Annotated in this window: 22 protein-coding genes; 9 read left to right on the forward strand and 13 right to left on the reverse strand. The window is 72.1% G+C overall.

The features are described from left to right. Positions 1-34: 34 nt before the first annotated feature. Positions 35-379, reverse strand: coding sequence for a hypothetical protein (locus QWU11_RS06500; RefSeq protein WP_290104115.1), 345 nt, complete (start codon positions 377-379; stop codon positions 35-37). Positions 380-569: 190 nt separating this feature from the next. Further along, the gene (locus QWU11_RS06505; RefSeq protein ID WP_290104116.1) at positions 570-1,748 is read right to left on the reverse strand and encodes a cupin domain-containing protein; all 1,179 of its coding nucleotides are present in this window, start codon (positions 1,746-1,748) and stop codon (positions 570-572) included. Between the two features lie 67 nt (positions 1,749-1,815). On the opposite strand from QWU11_RS06505, the gene QWU11_RS06510 reads away from it, so the two are divergent. Further along, complete coding sequence (locus tag QWU11_RS06510; protein ID WP_290104274.1) at positions 1,816-2,340, forward strand: MarR family transcriptional regulator; 525 nt, start codon at positions 1,816-1,818, stop codon at positions 2,338-2,340. Between the two features lie 70 nt (positions 2,341-2,410). After that, complete coding sequence (locus QWU11_RS06515; protein WP_290104117.1) at positions 2,411-2,773, forward strand: hypothetical protein; 363 nt, start codon at positions 2,411-2,413, stop codon at positions 2,771-2,773. 55 nt (positions 2,774-2,828) lie between these two features. Here QWU11_RS06515 and QWU11_RS06520 read toward each other — a convergent pair whose 3' ends face one another. Continuing rightward, a complete protein-coding gene (locus QWU11_RS06520; RefSeq protein ID WP_290104118.1) occupies positions 2,829-3,608 on the reverse strand; it encodes a serine protease in 780 nt (259 codons plus the stop codon). 105 nt (positions 3,609-3,713) lie between these two features. Then, positions 3,714-4,448 carry an SDR family NAD(P)-dependent oxidoreductase gene (locus QWU11_RS06525; protein WP_290104119.1) on the reverse strand — a complete coding sequence of 245 codons (735 nt, stop codon included), beginning with the start codon at positions 4,446-4,448 and terminating at the stop codon, positions 3,714-3,716. A 120-nt stretch (positions 4,449-4,568) separates the two neighbouring features. Here QWU11_RS06525 and QWU11_RS06530 point away from each other — a divergent pair, with 120 nt between their 5' ends. Together QWU11_RS06530 and QWU11_RS06535 are read left to right on the forward strand one after the other, a co-directional pair. Beyond that, a complete protein-coding gene (locus tag QWU11_RS06530; protein ID WP_290104120.1) occupies positions 4,569-5,810 on the forward strand; it encodes a D-alanyl-D-alanine carboxypeptidase in 1,242 nt (413 codons plus the stop codon). Positions 5,811-5,882: 72 nt separating this feature from the next. Beyond that, complete coding sequence (locus QWU11_RS06535; RefSeq protein ID WP_290104121.1) at positions 5,883-6,278, forward strand: acyl carrier protein; 396 nt, start codon at positions 5,883-5,885, stop codon at positions 6,276-6,278. Positions 6,279-6,741: 463 nt separating this feature from the next. On the opposite strand, the gene QWU11_RS06540 is transcribed toward QWU11_RS06535, so the two are convergent. Further along, positions 6,742-7,632: a hypothetical protein gene (locus QWU11_RS06540; RefSeq protein WP_290104122.1), complete on the reverse strand. Its 891-nt coding sequence runs from the start codon at positions 7,630-7,632 to the stop codon at positions 6,742-6,744. 14 nt (positions 7,633-7,646) lie between these two features. Beyond that, positions 7,647-9,086: an NAD(P)/FAD-dependent oxidoreductase gene (locus tag QWU11_RS06545; protein WP_290104123.1), complete on the reverse strand. Its 1,440-nt coding sequence runs from the start codon at positions 9,084-9,086 to the stop codon at positions 7,647-7,649. A 132-nt stretch (positions 9,087-9,218) separates the two neighbouring features. Between QWU11_RS06545 and QWU11_RS06550 the strand changes: the two genes are divergently transcribed. Beyond that, positions 9,219-9,815 carry an RNA polymerase sigma factor gene (locus tag QWU11_RS06550; RefSeq protein WP_290104124.1) on the forward strand — a complete coding sequence of 199 codons (597 nt, stop codon included), beginning with the start codon at positions 9,219-9,221 and terminating at the stop codon, positions 9,813-9,815. Further along, the gene (locus tag QWU11_RS06555) at positions 9,812-10,822 is read left to right on the forward strand and encodes a CU044_5270 family protein (RefSeq protein WP_290104125.1); all 1,011 of its coding nucleotides are present in this window, start codon (positions 9,812-9,814) and stop codon (positions 10,820-10,822) included. Before QWU11_RS06550 ends, QWU11_RS06555 begins: the two co-directional genes overlap by 4 nt. A 47-nt stretch (positions 10,823-10,869) precedes the next feature. On the opposite strand, the gene QWU11_RS06560 is transcribed toward QWU11_RS06555, so the two are convergent. Further along, complete coding sequence (locus QWU11_RS06560; RefSeq protein ID WP_290104126.1) at positions 10,870-11,223, reverse strand: DoxX family protein; 354 nt, start codon at positions 11,221-11,223, stop codon at positions 10,870-10,872. A gap of 83 nt (positions 11,224-11,306) precedes the next feature. On the opposite strand from QWU11_RS06560, the gene QWU11_RS06565 reads away from it, so the two are divergent. Beyond that, positions 11,307-11,636 (forward strand): helix-turn-helix domain-containing protein, encoded by a 330-nt coding sequence (locus QWU11_RS06565; protein ID WP_290104127.1) that lies wholly within the window; start codon positions 11,307-11,309, stop codon positions 11,634-11,636. A 3-nt stretch (positions 11,637-11,639) separates the two neighbouring features. Here the strand turns inward: QWU11_RS06565 and QWU11_RS06570 are convergent, their stop codons facing one another. Further along, positions 11,640-12,332 (reverse strand): maleylpyruvate isomerase family mycothiol-dependent enzyme, encoded by a 693-nt coding sequence (locus tag QWU11_RS06570; RefSeq protein ID WP_290104128.1) that lies wholly within the window; start codon positions 12,330-12,332, stop codon positions 11,640-11,642. Positions 12,333-12,508: 176 nt separating this feature from the next. Between QWU11_RS06570 and QWU11_RS06575 the strand changes: the two genes are divergently transcribed. Further along, positions 12,509-15,748, forward strand: a complete 3,240-nt coding sequence (locus QWU11_RS06575) for a glucodextranase DOMON-like domain-containing protein (RefSeq protein WP_290104129.1) — start codon at positions 12,509-12,511, stop codon at positions 15,746-15,748. Positions 15,749-15,816: 68 nt separating this feature from the next. On the opposite strand, the gene QWU11_RS47225 is transcribed toward QWU11_RS06575, so the two are convergent. After that, positions 15,817-16,440, reverse strand: a complete 624-nt coding sequence (locus QWU11_RS47225; protein WP_354670810.1) for a helix-turn-helix domain-containing protein — start codon at positions 16,438-16,440, stop codon at positions 15,817-15,819. A gap of 158 nt (positions 16,441-16,598) precedes the next feature. Then, positions 16,599-17,354 carry an SDR family oxidoreductase gene (locus QWU11_RS06580; protein WP_290104130.1) on the reverse strand — a complete coding sequence of 252 codons (756 nt, stop codon included), beginning with the start codon at positions 17,352-17,354 and terminating at the stop codon, positions 16,599-16,601. Positions 17,355-17,447: 93 nt separating this feature from the next. On the opposite strand from QWU11_RS06580, the gene QWU11_RS06585 reads away from it, so the two are divergent. Continuing rightward, positions 17,448-18,350: a LysR substrate-binding domain-containing protein gene (locus QWU11_RS06585; RefSeq protein WP_290104131.1), complete on the forward strand. Its 903-nt coding sequence runs from the start codon at positions 17,448-17,450 to the stop codon at positions 18,348-18,350. A 90-nt stretch (positions 18,351-18,440) separates the two neighbouring features. Here the strand turns inward: QWU11_RS06585 and QWU11_RS06590 are convergent, their stop codons facing one another. From QWU11_RS06590 to QWU11_RS06600, 3 genes are all read right to left on the reverse strand, one after another. Beyond that, positions 18,441-19,655: a DUF6596 domain-containing protein gene (locus tag QWU11_RS06590; protein WP_290104132.1), complete on the reverse strand. Its 1,215-nt coding sequence runs from the start codon at positions 19,653-19,655 to the stop codon at positions 18,441-18,443. Between the two features lie 31 nt (positions 19,656-19,686). Beyond that, positions 19,687-20,058 (reverse strand): YciI family protein, encoded by a 372-nt coding sequence (locus QWU11_RS06595; RefSeq protein ID WP_290104133.1) that lies wholly within the window; start codon positions 20,056-20,058, stop codon positions 19,687-19,689. A 106-nt stretch (positions 20,059-20,164) separates the two neighbouring features. Beyond that, positions 20,165-21,304, reverse strand: a complete 1,140-nt coding sequence (locus QWU11_RS06600) for an amidohydrolase family protein (RefSeq protein WP_290104134.1) — start codon at positions 21,302-21,304, stop codon at positions 20,165-20,167. Positions 21,305-21,339 lie beyond the last annotated feature (35 nt).

Raw genomic sequence — 21,339 nt, forward strand, 5'->3', positions numbered from 1 at the left:
CATCGGGGCGGGTGGAGACCGCTGTGCTTCAGCGCTAGAACGCGCAGATCGCGTACACGCTGATGCCGACCGAGCCGGCGCCGGCCTGGCGGCCGAGCGCGATCCAGCCGCGCCCGTCCGTCCTCGGGAAGCTGCCCACGAGAACGGCGCCGGGGCCCTGGGCCTCGCCACCACCGCCGGTCACGTGCTTGCCGAGCGGGCAGAAGACCGTCCGCCGGGTGAAGTTCGGGACGTTGGCGTTGGGAAGCGTGACGATCTGATAGCCCGGGACCTTGTGCTCGGCGGCCGGGCGCACGTTGTCCGCGCGTGCGGCCGGGCTGGTGCCCATCACCGCGGCGATGGCCAGTGCCCCGGTACCGGGGGTGCACAGTTTTCGCATACATGATCTCCGATCAGGTAGAAATAGTGGTGACTTCCGGAAACCGGGCACCCGGCCCGAAACCGCGACGGCCGAGCACCCGGATCTGGAGCGTCTTCTACCCGGACCACCATTCTTCACACGCAGCTTCTGCGCCATGATCAATGGTCGATCTATTCATGCTGAGATCTGCGAAAAATGCGGAGGAGCGCTAGCGCGCCCAGGTCCAGGCGTAGTCTCCCACCTCGACCGATGATGCCTGAGAACCGATGTTGAGCGGCCGGAAGGTGTCCACCATCACGGCCATCTCGGTCGTTTCCGTGTGTCCCTTGCGAACCGCCTCGATGACGCCTTCGACCGCACCCGGCGCCGGCCCATGGGTGAATCCGGACGGATGCAGGCTGATCGATCCGACATCGATGCCGGATCCCTTACGCGCCGAATAGTCACCGCCGACGTAGAACATCATTTCGTCGGAGTCGACATTATGGTGGTTGTACGGGATTGGAATGGCGTCGCCGTGGAAATCGAGCGGTCGCGGGCAGAATGAGCAGATCACGAAATTCGGGCCCTCGAACGTCTGGTGCACCGGCGGCGGGGCGTGCGTGCGCTTCACGATCGGCTCGAAGTCGTCGATGTTGAACGCGTACGGATAAAGGTGACCGTCCCAGCCGACGACGTCGAGCGGGTGGTGCCGGTAGGTCAGGCGGGACAGCCCGCCCCGGTGGCGTACGAGGACCGGGACGTCCTCCCCTTCCAGGACGAGCGGCTCGTCCGGCGTCCGCAGGTCGCGCTCGCTGTACGGGGCGTGCTCCAGGAACTGGCCGTACTGCGACAGGTAACGCCGGGGCGGCCGGATGTGCCCGGAGGCCTCGAACACCATGAGCCGCAGCAGGTCCGTGCCGGCCCGTACGAAGCGGTGGATGGTGCCGGTCGGGACGATCACGTAGTCGCCCGGGCCGACGTCGAGGGCACCGTAGGTCGACTCCAGGCGTGCCGTGCCGGACTCGACGTAGACGCACTCGTCGCCCGCGGAGTTGCGGTACAGCTCGCCGTCGGAGTCCGCCGCGACGTAGGACACGCGGACGTCGTCGTTGGCCATCAGCAGGCGCCGGCCGAGGACGGGGTCGCCGCCGGTGGTCAGGTCGTGCGGCTTGAAGTGGCGCGGCATCAGCGGGTGGTTCGGGCTCGCGCCCGCGCTGTGGGCCGGCAGGTCCACGCCCTCGCTCTTGAGGATCGCGGTCGGCAGGTTGACGTGGTAGAGCAGCGACGAGTCGGAGGAGAACCCCTCCTCCCCCATCAGCTCCTCGGCGTACAGGCCCCCGTCGGGCTTGCGAAACTGGATGTGGCGCTTGCGGGGGACCTCCCCGACGCGGCGGTAGTAGGGCATCTCGTCTCCGGAACTCGGCCTCGGCAAGTAATCAAAGCTTTGATTAGTTCTTGTATCCGACTCTAAGCTGTGCATCGTGAGCGCACAAGACCTCGACTTCTGGACGTTCGTCGACGCGGCCGTCGAGCGGGCCGACGAACGCCTCCCGGGGATAGAGCCCGAGGCCATGCGCCTCATCCTGACCCTCTACCGGGTGACGAACATGGTCGTGTACGACATGGAGTCGGTGGTGCACCGGCCGCGCGGCTGGAGCTATCCGGGGTTCCGGCTCCTGTTCACGCTCTGGATCGCCGGCCCGATGGAGGCCAAGCGCGCGGCGGAGCTGTCCGGCATGAGCCGGCAGGCCGTCTCGGCGCTCGTGGGCACCCTCGACCGCGACGGCCTGGTCAGCAAGGTCCCCGACGAGAAGGACCGCCGGGCCGTACGCCTCAGCCTGACCGGCGAGGGCGAGGCGGCGATCCGCGAGACGTTCGTGACGCACAACGAGCGGGAGAGCCTGTGGGCCGAGACGCTGTCCGCCGAGGAGCGCGAGACCCTCGTACGGCTGCTGGCCAAGCTCGGCGCCCGCGAAGGGGTGCGCCGCCGCCGATAGGGTTTCCTCGTTTGCGTTTCATCGAGGAGGAAGCATGCGCGGAGGCCTACGCCTTCCGGCAATGGTCATCGTGATCGGTTTGCTGGCGGGCTGCAGTGACCCGGCCGGAGCGGTGCGGAGGGAACGCGCCGCAGCGCGGAAGGCCTCCCCCAGCCCGACGGCGACGGCCAGGAAAGCGGTCTCGGGCACGTGGTGGCAGTCCGCGGGCACGGTGAAGACCGCGGACGGACTGAGGATCCACACGGGCGCCCTGCACCCGGGCCGCATGAGGGTGGCCGTCACGGACGTGAACGGCCACGCCGCCCGCACGATCACCGTGACGAACCGCGCCCACGGCGCGCTGATCGGCCACTTCACCCTCACCGGCGTGAAGCTCGCCATGTCCCCCAAGACGGGGACGTACGGCGTCACGTTCCACTACCGGGGCCGCTGACCCGTCCGCCGGCCGGGACGTCCGCGGCGGTCGCGAGACCGCCGCGGACTCTTCGTCAGGCCAGGGGCAGGGTGAAGGGCGCGAGGCGGGTGTACACGCCGGGGTAGCCCTCGCGAGCGCAGCCGTAGGCCCACGACGTCACGCCCGCCAGGCGGCCCTGGACGATCAGCGGGCCGCCGCTGTCGAACTGGCACGTGTCGCCGTGGGTCGAGCCCGCGCAGACCATGTCGCGATGGTCGAAGGAATCCCCGTACGCCGCGGAGCAGCGGGCGTCGGCGACCAGGGGGATCGTCGCTCCGCGCAGGCGGTCGTTGACCAGGTCGGTCTCCGACGTCGTGCCCCAGCCGTACACCTGTGCCGGGGCGCCCGGCGGGTACTGGCCCGCGCGGTCGATCAGGGGCACGGTCACGCGGTCCAGGACCGGGCGGGACAGCGTCAGCACGGCCACGTCGTGATGTTCGACGGTCTCGCCCTTGAACTCCGTCTCGCGGAAGTTCGGCTGGACCCAGATCGACTTCACCTGGACGCTCTCGCCGTCCTTCTTGGACAGGTCGGCGCGGCCGAACGTCGCGGCCAGGAGGTTCGGCACGGCGCGCAGGAAGTCGACGCAGTGCGCGGCCGTCACGACCTTGGTCGGGGCGACGAGCGCCCCGCCGCAGAACTGACCTGAGGGCCGGATGAAGAAGGCCGGGGTGCCGATGGCGGCGAGCCACGGCGGCGGTACGGCGACGGTGCCTCCGCCGACGACCGCGTGCGCGGCCGGGGCCGAGACGAGGCCGGCGGACAGCAGAGCCGCCGAGGCGACCGTTGCGAGGCGGCGCAGGAACAGGGGCATGGGGGGAGAACCTCCGTCCGGATGGGGCAAACCTAGCGTTCCCGACACCCACCGCGCGAGCCGGTGAAAGCCTGTCGAAACGGTCAGATCGCGCCTACCGTGAGGTCAGCGGTACTTCCGGCCCGTACGGGAAGAAATACGCGCGACCAGGTTGCGCGGGACGAGACGGCCGGCCCCCACGAGCGTCTTGTACTGGGCGCCCGGCACACAGACGCCGACGCCCCGGCGGAAGTCGCGCAGCGCGTCCCCGACGACCCTGTCGGCGTCCAGCCAGAACGCCTCCGGCATCCCGGACATGTCCATCTCCGCCCGGTCGTGGAACTCCGTGTGCACGAAACCCGGGCACAGCGCCATGACGTGGACGCCGGGGACGTCCTGCGCCACGCCCTGGCTGAAGCTCACGACCCACGCCTTGGACGCGCCGTACGTGCCGCGGGAGAAGAACGCCGCCACGGACGCGACGTTGATCACGCCGCCCCGGCCGCGCTCGCGCATGGCGGGCAGCGCGGCGTGCGTCAGCCGGAGCACCGCCTCGCAGTGCACCCGCAGCATGGTCAGCTCCTGCTCGATCGGCACGTCGAGGAAGCGGCCCTTCTGCCCGAACCCCGCGTTGTTGATCAGCAGGTCGGCGCGGCGCGCGGCCTCCTCGCCCAGGGCGATGCCCTCGTCGGTGTTCAGGTCGGCGACGACGACCTCCGCGCCGCCGTACTCCTCCGCGGCGCGGGCGAGCCGCTCTCCGTCACGGGCGAGCAGGATGAGGTCGAAGCCATCGGCCGAGAGCCGGCGGGCGAAGGCCGCGCCGATTCCGGCCGTGGCGCCGGTTATGAGTGCGGTGGGCATGCGGCGTACGTTACTGCGTCGCTTGATACGTCGGCCTGTCCGAACCGATTCCCGCTTCCGTGCATCTACTCTGGTCGCGGGGCATTTCTGCGCCGCTCTGGGGACGACGGGGGTAGTGCGGTGACGGGGATCGCGGAACGCATGGCGCTGCCGCCTGCCAAGGAGACCGGCGGGCCGACGCGGCACACCGGCCGGATCGTTGCGATCATCTGTGCGGTGGCGGGCGTGCTGCTGCTCGCGCTGGTCGCGGCGCAGATGCTGCGGCCGCTGCCGTCGGCGCGCCTCCGGCTCGTCACGGCCGCGAGCCACACCGTGCCCGGCACGCTCAGCCTGCCGTGGCCCTCGGTGGGCCAGGCGGTGGTCGAGGTCGACGGGCTCGGCCGGATGGGCAGCTCGGGCAGCCTGCAGCCGACGCCGACGGCCAGCGTCGCCAAGGTGATGACCGCCTATGTGTTCCTCAAGGACCACCCGCTGCCCAGCGGCCAGGAGGGCCCGACCTACCGCGTCTCCCCCGAGGAGGCGGCCCGGCTGCCGTGGCGCATCGCGCGCGAGGAGACCCACGTCGACGTGGTGGCGAACCAGCCGTTCACCGAGCGGGAGGCCCTCGAGGCGCTGATGATCGTCTCGGCGAACAACATCGCCCACGAGATCGCCCGCTGGGACTCCGGCGGCGACGTGCCGTTCGTCGCCAAGATGAACGCCATGGCGCGCCGGCTCGGCATGACCGCCACCCGCTACACCGACCCGAGCGGGTTCGACGCGACCACCGTGAGCACCGCCGCCGACCAGGTACGCCTGTTCCGCGCCGCGATGCGGATCCCGGCCTTCACCGAGGTCGTGAGCAAGTCGACGTTCACGCCGCGGACCGGCGGCCAGACGCGTTCGGGCGGCAACACGCTGCTCGGGTCGTACGGCGTCATCGGCGGCAAGACCGGCTTCACGAGCCAGGCCGGCGCCAACTACGTCTTCGCCGCGCGCTCGGCCGGCAAGCTGCTCGTCGGCGCCGTCATGGCGCAGCCGCAGGCGAGCAGCCCCGCCGTCGCGGTGTCCGCCGCCCAGCCCCTGATCCAGGCCGCCGAGAACTCCCTGACCCGCGTCACCCTCGCGCCGCGCGGCGCGACCGTGGCCCGCGTCGACGACGGCTTCGGCCACCGCGTCCGGCTGGCCGCGGCCACACCGGTCACCGTGATCGGCTGGCCCGGCCTGACGCTGCGGCTGCACGTGGAGGGCACGGTCCCCCGGCACGCGCCGGCCGGGGCCGCGATCGCGTCGGTGACGACCGGCGGCGACCGGATCCACCTGCGGCTCGCCCGCCCGCTGCGCGCACCGACCCTGCTCGACCGGCTGACGCGGCGCGCCTGATCTGCGCGCGGACCAGCGCGAGCAGCGCACGCCCGGCTCCTCGGGGAACTCCCCGACGCCGTCGCTCCCGGGATGACCTCGCAGACCGCCGTCGAGCTGCGCGACCGCCTCGGCGCGGCGACCGGCCTGCGGCTGTCGCCGTCCGCGGTGTTCGACCATCCGACGCGCGGCCGCGTGGCACTCCGCGCGTACGGCGGCGGGCGGGCCGAGAGCGCGGTGAGCAGGAGGGTCACCATGGTGGCGGCGGAGCCGGCGACGAGGCAGGTGACGAAGCCGTTTCCGGTACCGAAGACGGCGACGCCGGCGGCCGCGCCGATCTGGCGTGAGGTGTTGAACGCCGCCGACGCGGCCCCGTGCGGGGCGGGTTCGACGGCGGCGACGGCCCACGAGGTCATGGTGGTCACGAGCAGCCCCGAGACGAACCCCCGCGGGGACGAGCGCGAGCGCCGGCGGCCAGAGCGCACCTGAGGTACCCGCCCACGCCACGGCCAGGAACGTGCCGGCCAGGACCGCCTGGCCGGCGCCCGGGACGACGGCCGGACGGCCGGCGCGCCGGGCCGCGCAGACGCTGCCGACGGAATCCTGCGCGAGGCGGGCATCATCGCCACCCACCGCGAAGGCGGCCTGGCCCTCAACGTGCTGCGCACCGGGAGATGGGGGCCTCTTCCCCGGCCTGCTCGGCGCGATCCTGCCCCGGCCCTGACGACGGGCGGCCTACCTCGGGCGCAGCGGTCTCGGCCCGCTCAGGCGGCCCGCCAAGCCGAACCCGCCAGCGTCGGCACCCGACGGCGAGGCGGTGCAGCGCGGCCTACCACCGGCTCACTGGTACCAGCACGCTCGGGCGGCCCGCCAGGCCGCGTCCGTGGCGTCCGCCCGGCATTGCCAGGCACCGACCCCGACGGTGAGGCGACGCAGCGCGGGTCGACCGGCGTCATCCCGTTCGGGCGGCGGGCCAGGTGGGGTCGACGGCGTCCGCCTGGCGTTGCCAGGCGCCGGGGCCGCCGGGAAGCGGCCAGGCGCGGGTGCGTCCCCAGATCCGCTCGATGCCGCTCAGGGTCTCGCCCAGCCGCCGGTTCACCGCGACGTACCCGGTGAAGGGGTGGGCCGTGCCCGCCGCCACCTGACCGTCCACGTGGGCCGTCGCCCGCGCGTACTCCCGCAGCGCCCAGTCGCGGCTTGCGGCCTTCTCCCGCTCGTCGCCCCGCAGCGCGAGGACCAGCGCGGACGGTTCGCGGTCCTCGGCCAGGGCGGCGACGAGACGGTCGTGGCCGTCCAGCAGTACGTGGCAGGCCAGGCCGCTGATCCACCACAGCAGGATCGGAGGAAGCGTGCCGTCGCGCGCCTGCTTGCGGTACGCCCTGACCCGGGCGCTGCCGGGCGCGGACGGGGTGCGCAGGGGTACGACGTCCCAGTCGCCGGGCGTGGTGAACCAGTTGATGCGACCGTCGAGCAGCAGCCAGCGCTCGGAGGGGCGCAGGTGCTCGTACCGCCGGGCCGCCTCGTGCCGGGTGAGGATCCACCGGCCGGTGTGCAGCGGCCCGTCCGCCGCCGCGGCGAGTTCGCCGGCGAACACGTGCGCCCACCGCGCGTCCGCCTCGGACCCGGCCAGGGCGCGCGCCCGGCCGGCCCGGCAGGGAGCGACCGGCGACCTGACGTCACCGGCCCGCAGGAGGTCCACGCCGTAGTGGTCGCGGGATGTCCGGGCGAGCAGCAGCGGCCGTGCCCCCTGGCGCAGGAGCATCCGCCGCCCGCCGGCCACCTCCACGCGCAGCTCCGGCCGTACGGGCCCGCCGACGTCGAAGGCCACCAGCGTCGTACTCATGATCGTAGAGACGCCTAGACCGTTACGCGGAAGTCGCGGGGGTCGGGGCGGCGGGTGGCGCGGCGGTAGGCGAGGGTGAAGCCGGGCCAGTTGTTGACGATCTTGCCGTCGGCCGTCATGTACCAGCTACGGCAGCCGCTGGCCCACACCGTCTTGCGGAACTTCCGCTGCACGGCGCGGTTGAAGGCGTTCTGGACGTCGGGCCGTACGTCGATGTAGCGGGCGCGGGTGAGCGCGCGTACGCAGCCGACGATGTAATTGAACTGGGACTCGAGCATGTAGATGATCGAGTTGTGGCCGAGGTTGGTGTTCGGCCCGTACAGCAGGAACAGGTTGGGGAAGCCGCTCACCGCGATCCCGAGGTAGGCCTCCGCGCCGTCCCGCCACGACTCGTTCAGCTCACGGCCGCCCAGGCCGCGTACCCGCATCGGCGCCACGAACGCCTGCGTGCGGAAGCCCGTGCCGTACACGACCGCGTCGACCTCGCGCTCGCGGCCGTCGGCGGTGACCACGCCGGTCTCCGACAGGCGTTCGATCGGCTCGGTCACCAGCTCGACGCCCGGCCGGTTGAGGGCGGCGTAGTAGTCGTCGGACAGCAGGATGCGCTTGCAGCCCATGATGTAGTCCGGCGTCAGCGCGTCGCGCAGACCCCGGTCGCCGACCTGCTCGGCGAGCCGGTCACGGAAGATCCGCTCGTACCGGCCCATCAGGCGCGGCGCGGCGACGAACGCCAGGCCGCGCGCCTCCAGCCGCGCGTAGATGCTCGCCCTGATCAGCGTCCGCAGCCCCGGGACCCGCCGCAGCACCTCGCGCTCCCACGAGCGGTACGGCCGGTCGGCCTTGTCGATGACGTACGGGGGGGTCCGCTGGAACACGTGCACGGCCGCGGCCCGCTCGGCGAGGTAGGGCACGAACTGGATCGCGCTGGCGCCGGTGCCGATCACCGCGACGCGCTTGCCGGTCAGGTCGCAGTCGTGGTTCCAGCGGGCGGAGTGGAAGGCGGTCCCGGCGAAGGCGTTCGGGAAGCCCGGGTAGGCGGGCCGGTTGAGCTGCCCGCACGCCGTGACGAGCACGCGCGCGGTGAACTTCTCCCCCGCCGTCGTACGGACCTGCCAGAGGCCGCTGTCCTCGTCGAATGCCGCCTCCTCCACCTCGGCGCCGAACCTCGGCTCGATGCCGTACTTGGCGGCGCAGTCGCGCAGGTAGTCGAGGATCTCCTCCTGGGAGGGGAACTTCCGCGACCAGTCGCGGGCGCGTTCGAAGGAGAAGGAGTAGAGGTTGGAGGGGATGTCGCAGGCCGCACCGGGATAGACGTTGTCCCGCCACGTGCCGCCGAGTTCGGCGGCCTTCTCCAGCACGGTGACGTCGTGCACTCCCGCCTGCCGCAACCGGATGGCCAGCCCGATCCCCCCGAACCCTGCTCCGACGATGACGACACTGAGCGGTTCGGACATGAGCGCCTCCCATCCGCATGAAACCAGAATGCGGTTCTGCCGGGTAGGGGCGCGAACGCTTTCGGGCGCGTCGGCGAACGACGGGTGACCCTCCACCGGAGAGAGGTTCGACATGAGCCGACGGAGCCGCGTATGACCGCCCTGACCCGAAGACCCGCCACCGGAGTGACGGACGCCGAGATAATCCGGTCGTCGGCACAGGAGCCGGAGCTCTTCGCCGAGGTCTTCGACCGCTACTACGCCGAGGTCCACGGCTATGTCGTACGGCGGCTCGGACCCGGTCTCGCCGAGGACGTGGCGGCGGAGACGTTCCTCATCGCGTTCGACCGGCGGGACCGGTACGACGCGGCCCACCCGTTCGCGCGGCCGTGGCTGTACGGGATCGCCTCCAACCTGGTCTCCCGCCATCGCCGTGCCGAGGTCCGCCAGTACCGGGCCCTCGCCCGCGCCGGTACGGACGACACCGTCGACGGGCACGCGGACCGGATCGAACGGCGCGTCGACGCCGAGTCCGCCCGCGGGCCTCTGGCGGCGGCGCTGGCCGCGATCGCGCCCGGAGACCGCGACGTGCTCCTGCTCGTCGCCTGGGCCGGGCTGAGCGGTGAGGAGGCGGCGCGGGCGCTCGGCATTCCGGCCGGCACCGCGCGGTCGCGGCTGCACCGGGCCCGCAAGAAGGTACGCGCCGCACTGGGCGACGCTTACACCACCGCCGGCGGAGAGGACGCATGATGGACGAACTGAAGATCCTTCAGGACGCGTGGGGAGAGGCCGCGGCGCCCTCCACGACCGCCCGCGCACAGGCGCGGATGGCCCTGCTGGAGCGAGCCGCGGGGCGGAGGCACGCGCGCCGCCGCCTTCGGCCGCCGGGGATCGGCATCCGGCTCGTCGCGGTCGGCGCGATGGCCGCGGCCATCGCCGCCGGGGTGACCGTCGTGCGGACCACCGGTGGCACCGACGGGACCGGAAGGCCCCGCTCGGTGCTACCTGGGATCCCCGCCGGGCCGGTCGCGAACGCGGCCGAGGCGCTGGACCGGGCCGCCGCAGCCGCCGACGCCCGTCCGTTCACCCCGCCGCGGCCCGGCCAGTGGGTCTACAGGGAGCTCCGCGTCCGCACGTCTGTGCACGCGAGCGGTGGGGTGACCGAAGGCCCGTACACGACCTACACGCAACGTCACTGGGAGCGGGCGGACGGCAAGAAGAGCGCGGAGATCCAGGAAGGCCGCCTGAAGGTCTTCGACGAGACCGGCCGGACCATTCCCCCGGAGGGGTACTACGTGCTGGCGGCGCTGCCCACCGACCCCGCCGCGCTGCTGCGGTGGGTCGACGCGGAGAACGGTGAGAAGCCGGGCTCGAAGGGGGAGCCCCGCAACGCCTTCGAGACGTTGAGCGTGATCTTGAGGGAGAACCTCCTGCCTCCCCGTACGGAGGCGGCGATCTTCCGGGCCATGAAGAGGATCCCCGGCGTGACCCTGGTGGACCACGCGGCCGACGCCGCCGGCCGACCGGCGATCGCGCTCGGCGTCACCGCCGAGGGCTGGCTCCACGAGGAGGTGATGCTCGACCCGAAGTCCTACACCTACCTGGGAGAACGGGCCATTTCGATCAAGGGTCACACGCTGCGGGGTGTCGGGAGCGACCTGGACAAGGTGGCCGGGTACGTGAAGAAGGGCGTCCTGCAGCACCTCACTGTCCGTACCGTCGTCGCGGTCGTCGACCGGCCGGGGCAGCGCGACTGATGACGCGCGGGCGGCGGTGGCCGCGGTGGCCGCCGCCGCCACGCGGCTCAGGCGGCGGCAGCCCGGACGATGACCTCGGCAAGGGCGAGAACGCCCAGCACGAGCGCCGGGGCGAAGACCTTGATCGGGTCGCCGTTGCGGATGTGGACGATGACCGCGCCGGCCATCAGCAGGACCAGCCCGGCGCCCGCGGCGACGCCCAGCGGCCAGAGGGCCAGGCCCACGAGCAGGCCGATCGCGCCCAGGACTTCGAGCGCGCCGATGCCCTTCCAGGTGTTGTGGGAGAAGCGGAGGTGGTCGGCGTTGTCCATGGCCGACTTGACGCCGGCGACCTTCTGCCCACCGGCCGCGCCGAACGCCAGGGCGAGCAGGACGGCGAGGACGACCGCGACGATGAACATGAGGGGCCTCCACGGCTATGGCTCTCTTACCTACTTACTTATCTAAAGCCACTAATACCACGTAACTGACTACACTGGCGTATGTGGGGGAAAGCTGTGAGCGGGCGAGCGAGGAGCTGACGCAGGTCTTCGCTCTTCTCGGCAAGCGCTGGAGCGGCCTCGTCGTGGCCGTGCTGACCGGCGGGCCCGTACGCTTCGCCGATCTGCGCCGGGCGATCCCGGGCATCAGCGAACGCATGCTGTCCGACCGGCTGAGCGAGCTCGCCGACTCCGGCCTGGTCGTACGCGAGGTGCTCGAAGGCCCCCCGCTCGGCGTGTGCTACCGCCTCACCCCGGCCGGCTTGGCGTTGCGGCCCGCCCTGGAAGAGCTCAGCCGCTGGGCGCACGAGCACCTGCGGCCGTCCCTCCTGTAGGCCTCAGGCCAGGCAGCGGAGGGCCGCGCGCAGGCGCGGGTCGAGCGGGTGCGGCTCCGGCAGCCGGCCCACCGTCGCCGCGACGAACTCCGGCGGCGTCAGCACGGCCTCCGCGCCCGAGGTGCGCACGGCGTAGTCGCCGTCCCCGTCCTGGTCCACCTCGACCGGCGCCGCCCGCTCGGTCAGCGCGAACCGCCCGACGCGCGCACGCCAGTGGACCCGGGCCGGCGACGCGTCGTCCGGCACGCCCACGTCGTCCGCGTGCGTGGCGTACTCCGAGGCGAAGTGGAAGACCTGCAGGCCGACCGGGTACGGGCCGCACATCGTGGGCAAGGTCGCGTCCCGGCCGAGCGAGCGCATCCGGCGGCGCGTCTCGCCGTTCTTGTCCCGCCACTCCTCCAGGATCTGGGCGACGGGCCGGTCCCGGCGTACGCGCACGGTCCAGGCGTTGAACTCCGCGACGGTCGCGACGTCCTCGCTCACCATCCGCTCCGACAGACTCTCCAGGTCGTCCTCCAGGCAGGCGTGGTTGTAGGCCTCCTGGCCCGCCAGGTGGGCGAGAACGTCTCGTACCGTCCATCCGGCGCACCGGGACGCCCGTGTCCAGGCGGCGTCGCGCAGGCCGGCGAAGTGGCGGTCGAGCCGCTCCGCCTCCGCGTCGAGGATGGCGAAGGGGTCAAGGTCGTCGAGTCCCATGCCGCTCATCTTCCCCGCCGCACGGCGACTTCCCTGCTCAGCCGCCATCCCCGGCGCGCGCGGCACGGACCCGACAGATCGGGACGTTACGTCCAGATCCGGACGTTGACAGAGATCACCGGCGGGCATTTGCTGGGCGGCACAACAAACGCCAGTACCGGCCAACGGAGCCCGCCATGCGCCGTCCGCACACCGCCGTGCTCGCCGTCGCGCTGACCGTCCCGCTCGTCGCGGCGATCGACGGCGCCGCCCACGCCGCGCCGGCCGCCGGCGGGCCCGGCACGGCCGCCCACTTCGACCTCGCCCGCAAGGACTGCGTCGGCACGGCGCACGGCGGCTCGAAGATCTGGTTCACCGTGGCCGGCGGCGTGCTGTCCGACGTCTACGAGCCGACCATCGACAACACCAACGTGGAGTCGATGCGGTTCGTGGTCACCGACGGCCGTACGTTCACCGAACTCCAGGGCCGCGACACGACCTACACCGTACGGACCGACCCGACCGGGATGGCGTGCACCGTCACGACGTCGAGCAAGGCCGGGCGCTACCGCCTCGTCACGACGTACGTGACCGACCCCCGGCGCGACGCCGTCGTCATACGGACCTCGCTCCAGGCCAGGACGCCGCTGCGGCTGTACGTCCGGCTCGACACGAGCGTCAACGGCAACGGCGGCGGGGGTACGGCCAACGCCGGCGCGGACAGCGGCAGCGTCCGGCACGGCGTGCCCGTGGTCGGCGACGAGAACACCGCCACCAGCGCCGCGAACCGCGACTACGCGGTCCCGACCCACCTCGCGCTGCGCGCCTCACGGCCGCTGCCGCAGGCGAGTGTCGGCTACGTCGGCACGGCGAGCGACGGCGCGGCCATGCTGGACGCGCACCACACGCTCGCGCCGGGCGACTCCGCGCCGGACGGCAACGTCGTCGCTACGGCGCGGCTTCCGGTCGACGACGGCGCGTCGACCTTCGCGCTCGGCTTCGGGCGTACGGCGGACCAGGCGATCGACACGGCCGGCGCCGCCGCCGCGCGGCCCTTCGCCGCGACCGCGAACGACTACGCCAACGGCTGGCGCGCCTACGACCGGGGCCTCCGGCGGCCGCCCGGGGCGTACGCCGGCGCCTATTTCACGTCCGCCAACGTCATCAAGGCGAGCGAGGACAAGACCTTCCCCGGCGCGGTCGTGGCGTCGCTGGCGAGCCCGTGGGGGCAGGCTCTCAGCGCGGCGGACGCCTCCGGCGGGAAACCGGTCTACTTCGGCTCTTATCGCGAGGTGTTCTCCCGCGACCTGTACGAGGCGTTCACCGGTTTCCTCACCGACGGCGACCTGACGACGGCGAGGGCGACCGCGCGGTTCCTGCTCGAACGCCAGCAGTTGGCCGACGGGCGGCTGCCGCGCAACTCGCTGCTCAACGGGCAGGTCGCCCCGGACACCGGCGGGGACCAGCTCGACGAGACCGCGTACCCGGTGCTGATGGCCTACCAGGCGGGGCTCGGCGGCGACACCGCCCTGTGGCGCGACCACGTGCGCGAGGCCGCGGACTTCCTCGTCTCCCACGGCCCGTCCTTCGGCGTCGAGCGCTGGGAGGAGCAGTCCGGGTACTCCCCCTCGACCATCGCCGCCGAGATCGCCGGGCTGGTGGCCGGCGGTGAGATCGCCGACCGGCACGGCGACGCGGCCCGTGCCCGGCTCTACCGCGCGACCGCCGACCACTACGCGCGCTCGATCAAGGGCTGGACGGTCACGACCACCGGCCCGTACGGCACGCGCTACTTCCTGCGGCTGTCCAAGAACGGCGACCCGGACGCCGCGACGACGTACGGCCTGGGCAACGGAGGCCCCACCGAGGACCAGCGGCGCGTCCTGGACGCCGGGTTCCTGGAGCTGACCCGCCTGGGCGTGCTCGCCCCGGACGACCCGGACGTGACCGCCTCACTCCCGATCCTCGACCGGGTCATCGGGCGTGCGACGCCGACCGGCCGGGGCTGGTACCGCTACGGCTCCGACACGTCCGGCACCGAGGACGGCTACGGCGACTGCCACGTCGCCGACCCCACCTCGTGCGAGCCGGAAGGACGCCCGTGGCCGACCGGGAACGCCGGTTCGGGGCACGTGTGGCCGGTCCTGTCCGGCGAGCGGGCAGAGCACGACCTGCAGGTACGGGACCAGCGGTCGGCGGCGGCGCTGCTCACCTCGATGAGCCGCTACTCACCGACCGGCCTGGTGCCCGAGCAGGCCTGGGAGGATCCGGACGCGGCCGCGAGCCCGTACGGCACCGACCCGGCGAACGCCTCGATCGGTTTCGTCAACGGACAGGCGGCGGGCTCGGCCTCACCGCTCACCTGGGCACAGGCGCAGGTCGTCCGGCTCGCGCTGGACCTCGGCGCCGCGCGCCCGCTGGAGCAGCCGAAGGCGGTGCGCGACCGGTACACCCGCGCTCCCGGCACGGTCCCGCTCACTCTCACCGGTCCCGCCGACGGTGCGTCGGTCTCCGGCACGACCGTCCAGGTCACGGGCACGACTACGCCCGGTGCGGTGGTCGACGTCGCCTCGGCCGGCACGGATGTCGGGAGCGACACGTCGGTCACCTCGGCCCGTTCGGACGGGACGTTCTCCGCGACGGTCCCGGTGAGCTTCGGCACCACCGTGCTGACGGTGTCGGCGACCGACCACGGCCGTACCGCCTACGCCCAGCGGACCGTCGTCGGCGAACTCACCGGCGGCACGACGGCCCTGGACGTCACCGACCCGGACGGCGACGACAACGGACCGGGAACCTACGCCTACCCGACGGCCGCGGACTTCCACGCGGGCGCGTACGACATCGAGCGGTTCCAGGTGATCAGCGACGCGAACACGGTCTACCTGCAGGCGCGCCTGCGCGACCTGACTCCGACGTTCGGCAGCCCGATCGGCGCGCAGCTCCTCGACGTGTACGTCCGGCAGCCCGGGGTGTCGCCGACGTCGTCCCAGGCGGCGTCGGCGCAGCGGGTTTACACGCTCGGCGACGCGTGGACGCAGCGGATCGAGGTCCAGGGCTTCGCCTCGCCCGTGTGGGTGGACGCCGCCGGTTCTTCGCGGGGCGGCGCGGCGGTGCGCTCGTCACAGACCGCCCGCACGATCACGATCGCGCTGCCGAAGGCGACGTTCGGCACGCCGGGTACGGGGTGGGAGTTCGCGGCCGTCCTGCACGGCCAGGACGGGTTCAGTTCGGACCAGGCGCGTGGGTTCGCGCCTACGGCTCAGCCGTACGCCTTCGGGGTGTGCGGGCCTGACGCCTCGGGCCCGATCTGCGCCGCCGACCCGGCCACGGTCCCCCGCGCCATGGACGTCATCACCCCACCGGGCGTGTCCCAGGCGGACGAGCTTGACCCGACGAAGGGCCCGGCGACGATCCGGTCGGTATCGATCCCCTGAGGCTGGGGTTGGCGCGTCCATCATCGTCGTCGTGTCTTCGGCGAGCCGTACCACCTGCGTCGAGACACTCAGGTACGGCGGAGATCGACCGATGTCACGCCGCCGCGATTGCGCAATGTGGTCCGCTCGCTCAGGAGCCGACGCATGACTCCATAGCTGCATCCGAACCGTTGCGCCACCTGGCGGATAGTCAATCCCCGCTCGTACAGACGCGCAGCGTCTTCGATCATCTGCCGTTGTTCCGAGGCTCCCCCCGTTCTTCGGACACCTGACCTGAGTTCACCTGTGATCATCAGAAAGGATGTCCCACATGCCCGCACCACACCCTCCGGAGTTCCGTCGTGTATTGCCACAAACGACTTAGCGCCGGACCAGATCCGAGTCTCCTCGCGCGCTCGCGATCCTCTTCGGCGTACGGCTCTGTCGGACCGATCAAGGTCACAAAGGTCTGCAGCGAAATCCAGAACATCTTCCAAGGCGGGACGGCCGACCTCGACCGGACATGACCAACCGCCCGTCCCGGAACGCTGTCGGGAGACGAACGCCAGGGCGTCGTGATCGCCCGTGCACTGGTAGGCCACTCGCGCGCCGAACGCGTCGTCATCCTGTCCGAAGGCGACATCGTCGAGAACCCGTAGACCGCTGATTGGGACCTTCGCCGCCGAGGGCGGCGACCCAGGCGATCGATGCATCGTTGTGTTGCTCCGGGGGGCGATCTCCCTGGAACCCCCGAAGGTGAGGAGCTCCGCCCACGCCCCCTGCGGGCCAGGGTCGGCGCGTCCATCACCGTCTACGGTGGAGGTACGTTCGGGGGTGTCCACCCACGTTGCCGCTGGCGGTGGGCGCCCGGTCAGACGGCGCGGCCGACAGGGCTGTGCTGGCCGCCGGTGTTGTAGATCACCTGGCCGGTGATGAAAGCGGCGTCCGCCGAGGCCAGGAAGGCGACGAGACCGGCCGTGTCCGCGGGCTCGCCGACCCTGCCGAGCACGAAGGCGGCGCCCATCTGCGCACGCCGTTCCGGTGAGGGGTCGGTCAGGTGGGCGGTCGTGGTGGTGCCCGGGGCCACCGCGTTGACGGTGATCCCCCGAGCGGCGAACTCGATCGCGGCGACCTTGGTCACCTGGTCCAGGAACGCCTTCGCACCCGAGTAGAGCGCGCTGCCCGGCAGCGCCGTGCTGGTGACCCCGGACGAGACGTTCACCACCCGGCCGCCGTCACTGAGCCGGTCCGCCGCCGCCCGCATCACCAGGTAGGGGGCCCGTGCGTCGACGGCCACAAGATGGTCGAAGGTCTCCACCGGGGTCTGCGCCAGTGGCCCCCAGGAGACGGTCCCGGCGTTGTTGACCACGATGTCCAGCCTCGCGAACTCTCCCACCACCGCCTCCACCACCTCGGCGGCGGCCGCGGGCTCGGCCAGGTCCGCTTTGATCGTCAAGGCCCGGCGTCCCAGCGCCCGTACCTGCCCGGCCACCTTCTCCGCCTCGTCCTTGCCTGTGTTGTAGGTGAAGCCGACGTCGGCCCCGTCCGCGGCCAGCCGCCGCACGATCTCCGCGCCGATACCGCGGCTGCCGCCGGTGACCAGCGCGACCTTGCCGTTCAGACTCATGCTGAATCCCTTCCTTTTCGGGCGGGGACCAGTCCAGCAGCGCGCGAGCCCGGGCAGAAGGACACGTTGGCTCTCGTTCCATACACTGCGGATATGGATGACGTGGAGGTGCGCGAACTCCGCTACTTCATCGCGGTCGCCGAGGAGCTCAACTTCACCCGCGCCGCGGCACGCCTCGGCATGGCCCAGCCGCCCCTGTCCACCGCCATCGGCAAGCTGGAGCGCAAGCTCGGGGTGACTCTGCTGGAACGGACCAGCCGCCACGTCCACCTCACCCCGGCCGGGCAGGAACTGCTCGAACAGGGCCGAATCGCCGTCGAGGCCGTCGGTGCCGCTCTCGAACGCACCCGCCGCAAGGCCGCCCAGGCCGATCGCCTCACCGTCGCCGTCAAGGCGGGCGCCGGCACCGAGCTACTCCGAAAGATCACACGACGCTGCGCGGACGATCCGCTCATTCCCGACGTACATCTCCAGTTCGTCCAAGGCGGACCGGCCGCCGCCCTGCGCGCCGGAACCGCCGACGTCGCGCTTCTGCACGCCCCGTTCGACGACCGTGGCCTGGACGCCGAGGTGCTGTTCGTCGAGCCGCGCGTCGCGGTCCTGCCCGCCGGCCACCGCCTGGCGCGGCACCGCAGCCTGCGCCGCGACGACCTGAGCGGGGAACCGATGCCACGCTGGGCGAGGCAGACCGACACGGCCACAGCCGCCTACTGGGCCGACGGCTTTGGGGAGATACCGGACGGACCCGAAATCAGCGACATGAGCCAGCTACTCGACGTGGTCGCACTCGGCCAGGCGGTGGCCTACGTACCGGCCTCTATCGCGCGCCAGCACGGCCGGGCGGAGCTGGTCTTCGTACCGGTCGCCGACTTGAGCCCGGGCAGGGTCGTGGCCGCCTGGCCGGACGCCACCCGATCGCGCGCCGTCGCCGACTTCGTCCGCGCCGCCGTCGAGGTCGCCGCGGACCATCCCCGGCAGGCGGCCGCACTCGACTGAGAACCCGCGGACCGGTTTCGCTGACGGTGGTCGCTGGGGTTCGGCAAGTACGTGACGGAGAAAGACGTGCCGTACGCGGCGGTGGCCGGGTCAGTCCAGCGCGGCCGCCTTGCGAAGCAGGACTGAGCGTTCGCGCTGGTTGGTGCACAGCCGGGCGGCCAGCTCCAGCTCGGCGCGCGCCTCCGGGCGCCGGCCGAGGCGCGTCAGCAGCTCCCCGCGTACGGTCGGGACCAGATGTGAGCCGGGGAGGCGGTCCGCGGCGACCAGCTCGTCCACGATGGCCAAGGCCTGCTCCGGGCCCGAGGCCATCGACACCGCGACGGCCCGGTTGAGCTCGACCACCGGCGAGGGCGCGACCCGGCCCAGCGCCTCGTAGAGCACCACGATCCGGTCCCAGTCGGTCGCCTCGACCGATGGTGCCGACGCGTGGGCGGCGGCGATCGCGGCCTGCAGGCCGTAGGGGCCGAGGCCGCCGGTCGAGGCCCTGGCCAGCGCGGCCAGCCCGCGGCGAATCGCCGAGAGGTCCCACTGCCGCCGGTCCTGGTCCTCCAGCAGGACCGGCGAACCGTCCGGGGCGGTCCGGGCCGGGAAGCGGGCGGCGGTCAGCTCGCACAACGCCAGCAGGCCGTGCACCTCCGGCTCGTCCGGCTGCAGCGCGGCCAGCGTACGGGCCAGCCGGATCGCCTCGTACGCGACGTCGGGGCGCAGCAGCCGGTCGCCCGACGTGGCCGTCGAGCCCTCGGTGAAGATCACGTAGATGACGCTGAGGACGCCGCCCAGCCGTTCTCGGCGCTCGTCGGCCGCCGGCAGCTCGAACGGCACCCCGGCCGCCGCGATCGTCTTCTTACCCCGGGTGATGCGGGCCTGCACCGTCGGCACGGACACCAGGAACGCGCGGGCGATCTCCTCGCTGGACAGGCCGCCGACCACGCGCAGGGTCAGCGCCACCCGGGCCTCGCGGGAGAGCACCGGGTGGCAGCTGACGAACATCAGTGCCAGGACGTCGTCGTCGATCCCATCGGGGTCGATCTCGTCGTCGGCCGCCGGGCCGGCCGCCAGCAGGGCGTACCGGTCCTGCAGGGCGGTCCGGCGGCGGATCGCGTCGATCGCCCGCCGCCGGGCCGTGGCCATCAGCCAGCCCGCCGGATTGTCCGGAGCGGCGAGCGGCCACGCCACCAGCGCCTCGGCCACCGCCTCCTGGGCCGCGTCCTCGGCCAGCCCGAAGTCGCCGGTGAGCCGGGTCAGCGCGGCGACGATCCGCGCCGACTCGATCCGCCAGACCGCCTCGACGTCGGCCGTACCCATCAGATCCGGCCGCCGCTCTCGCGCCCGGCGATCATTCGTCGACCTGCGGGACCTCGTCGCTCCCGGCCACCCGGCGAACCTCGATCTTGGACCCGGGGGCCGCCGGCACCCGCTTGGCCCACTCGACCGCCTCCTGCTTCGAGGCCACGTCGAGCAGGAAGTAACCCCCGAACAGCTCCTTGGTCTCGCCGTACGGCCCGTCCGTGACCACCGGGGTCTCGCCGCTGAAGTCGACCACGACGCCCTGGCTCGGAACGTCCAGCCCTTCGGCCGCGAGGAGAACGCCGGCCTTGAGCATCTCCTCGATGAACCGGCGGGTCGTGGCCATCATCTCGTCGATGTCGGCCATCATGGCCGCGTTCGACTCGTCGGTGCCCCGCATGATCAGCATGTACTGCGACATCGCGTTCTCCTCATCCGGCGGGACCGCCTCTCGGCCCTCGCACCCACATGTCGAACGGGCGGCCCGCGGATCGACACGGCCCAAGAAAATCTTTCGCCGCGAATCATCACAGGCGGTCGCCGAAGGTCTCTACGGCGTTGTCGCTGCTCACCCGCTGCCTGATCGCCGGCGGCAGTGACGTCAGGGCGTGCCGTGGGTCGTCGAAGTCCCAGTGCGGGTAGTCGGAGCTGAACATCAGCGTGCGGTCCGCGTGCACGATCTCGCAGAGTACGTGCAGGTGGTGGCGGCGCCTCGGTTCCGGGAGCGGCTGCGTCGTGAACCGGACGTGGTCCACTATGTACTCGCTGGGCAGCCGCCTGACCCAGGGGACCTCGTCGCGCAGGCCCTTGACGTTCTTGTCGAGCCGCCACATCACGTCGGGGAGCCAGCCCAGGCCGCCCTCGGTGAGGATCACCTTGAGGTTCGGGAAGCGCTCGAAGACCCCGTGGCAGACGAGGCTGATCAGGTTCGCCTGGAACACCTGGCTCAGGCCCGTGTGCCACTCGACGTAGTACGTCGGTGTCCCGCCGGCCATCGGCGGCGAGGTGCGGAAGATGCCCTCGCCCGAGTTGGGGTGGACGGCGACCGGGAGGCCTGCCTCGTTCGCGGCCTCGTAGATCGGGTAGTAGTGCCGCAGCCCCATCAGGATGTTGGTGAGCGGCAGCAGCACACCGACGAAGCGCTCGTCCCCGGCCGCGCGCCGGATCTCCCCGGCCGCCTGCAGCGGGTCCTGCGCGCCGACCACGATGTAACCGCGGTAGCGGTCGTCGGCGTCGAACCAGGTCGTGGCCAGCCACTGGTTGTACGCCGAGGCGATCATCGCCGCGGCGTCCGGGTCGGGCATGGCCCCCAGCCCGAGCACCTCGCCGCCGATGAGGACCGCGCGGTCGATGCCGTTGCCGTCGAGCAGCTGCCGCGCAGTGAAGGCCGGGTCGGCGCCCGGCGCGGACCCGTCCGGAGCACGGGCGTCGTCGCGGAGCACCCCGGCCTGGTTGACGTACAGCATGTTCCGCGGGATCGACACCGCCTCGCGATGCCCGATCGTGGTGAGGTCACGGCGCTCGTCGAGGCCCAGCCGGCGCTGCGCGGCCTGGGACAGGAACGGCCGGAGCTCCCCGAGGCCGCTCTTGGTGATCGGGTGGACGTCGCAGTCGACGAGCCGGTAGCGGCTCGTCGCTACCGGCTCGGCGGTGGGCTGGTCGGCCATGGGAACTCCTGTCCGGACACGTGTTGCGGAGATGG

Source organism: Actinomadura sp. DC4 (genome assembly GCF_030406325.1).
Lineage (GTDB): Bacteria > Actinomycetota > Actinomycetes > Streptosporangiales > Streptosporangiaceae > Actinoallomurus.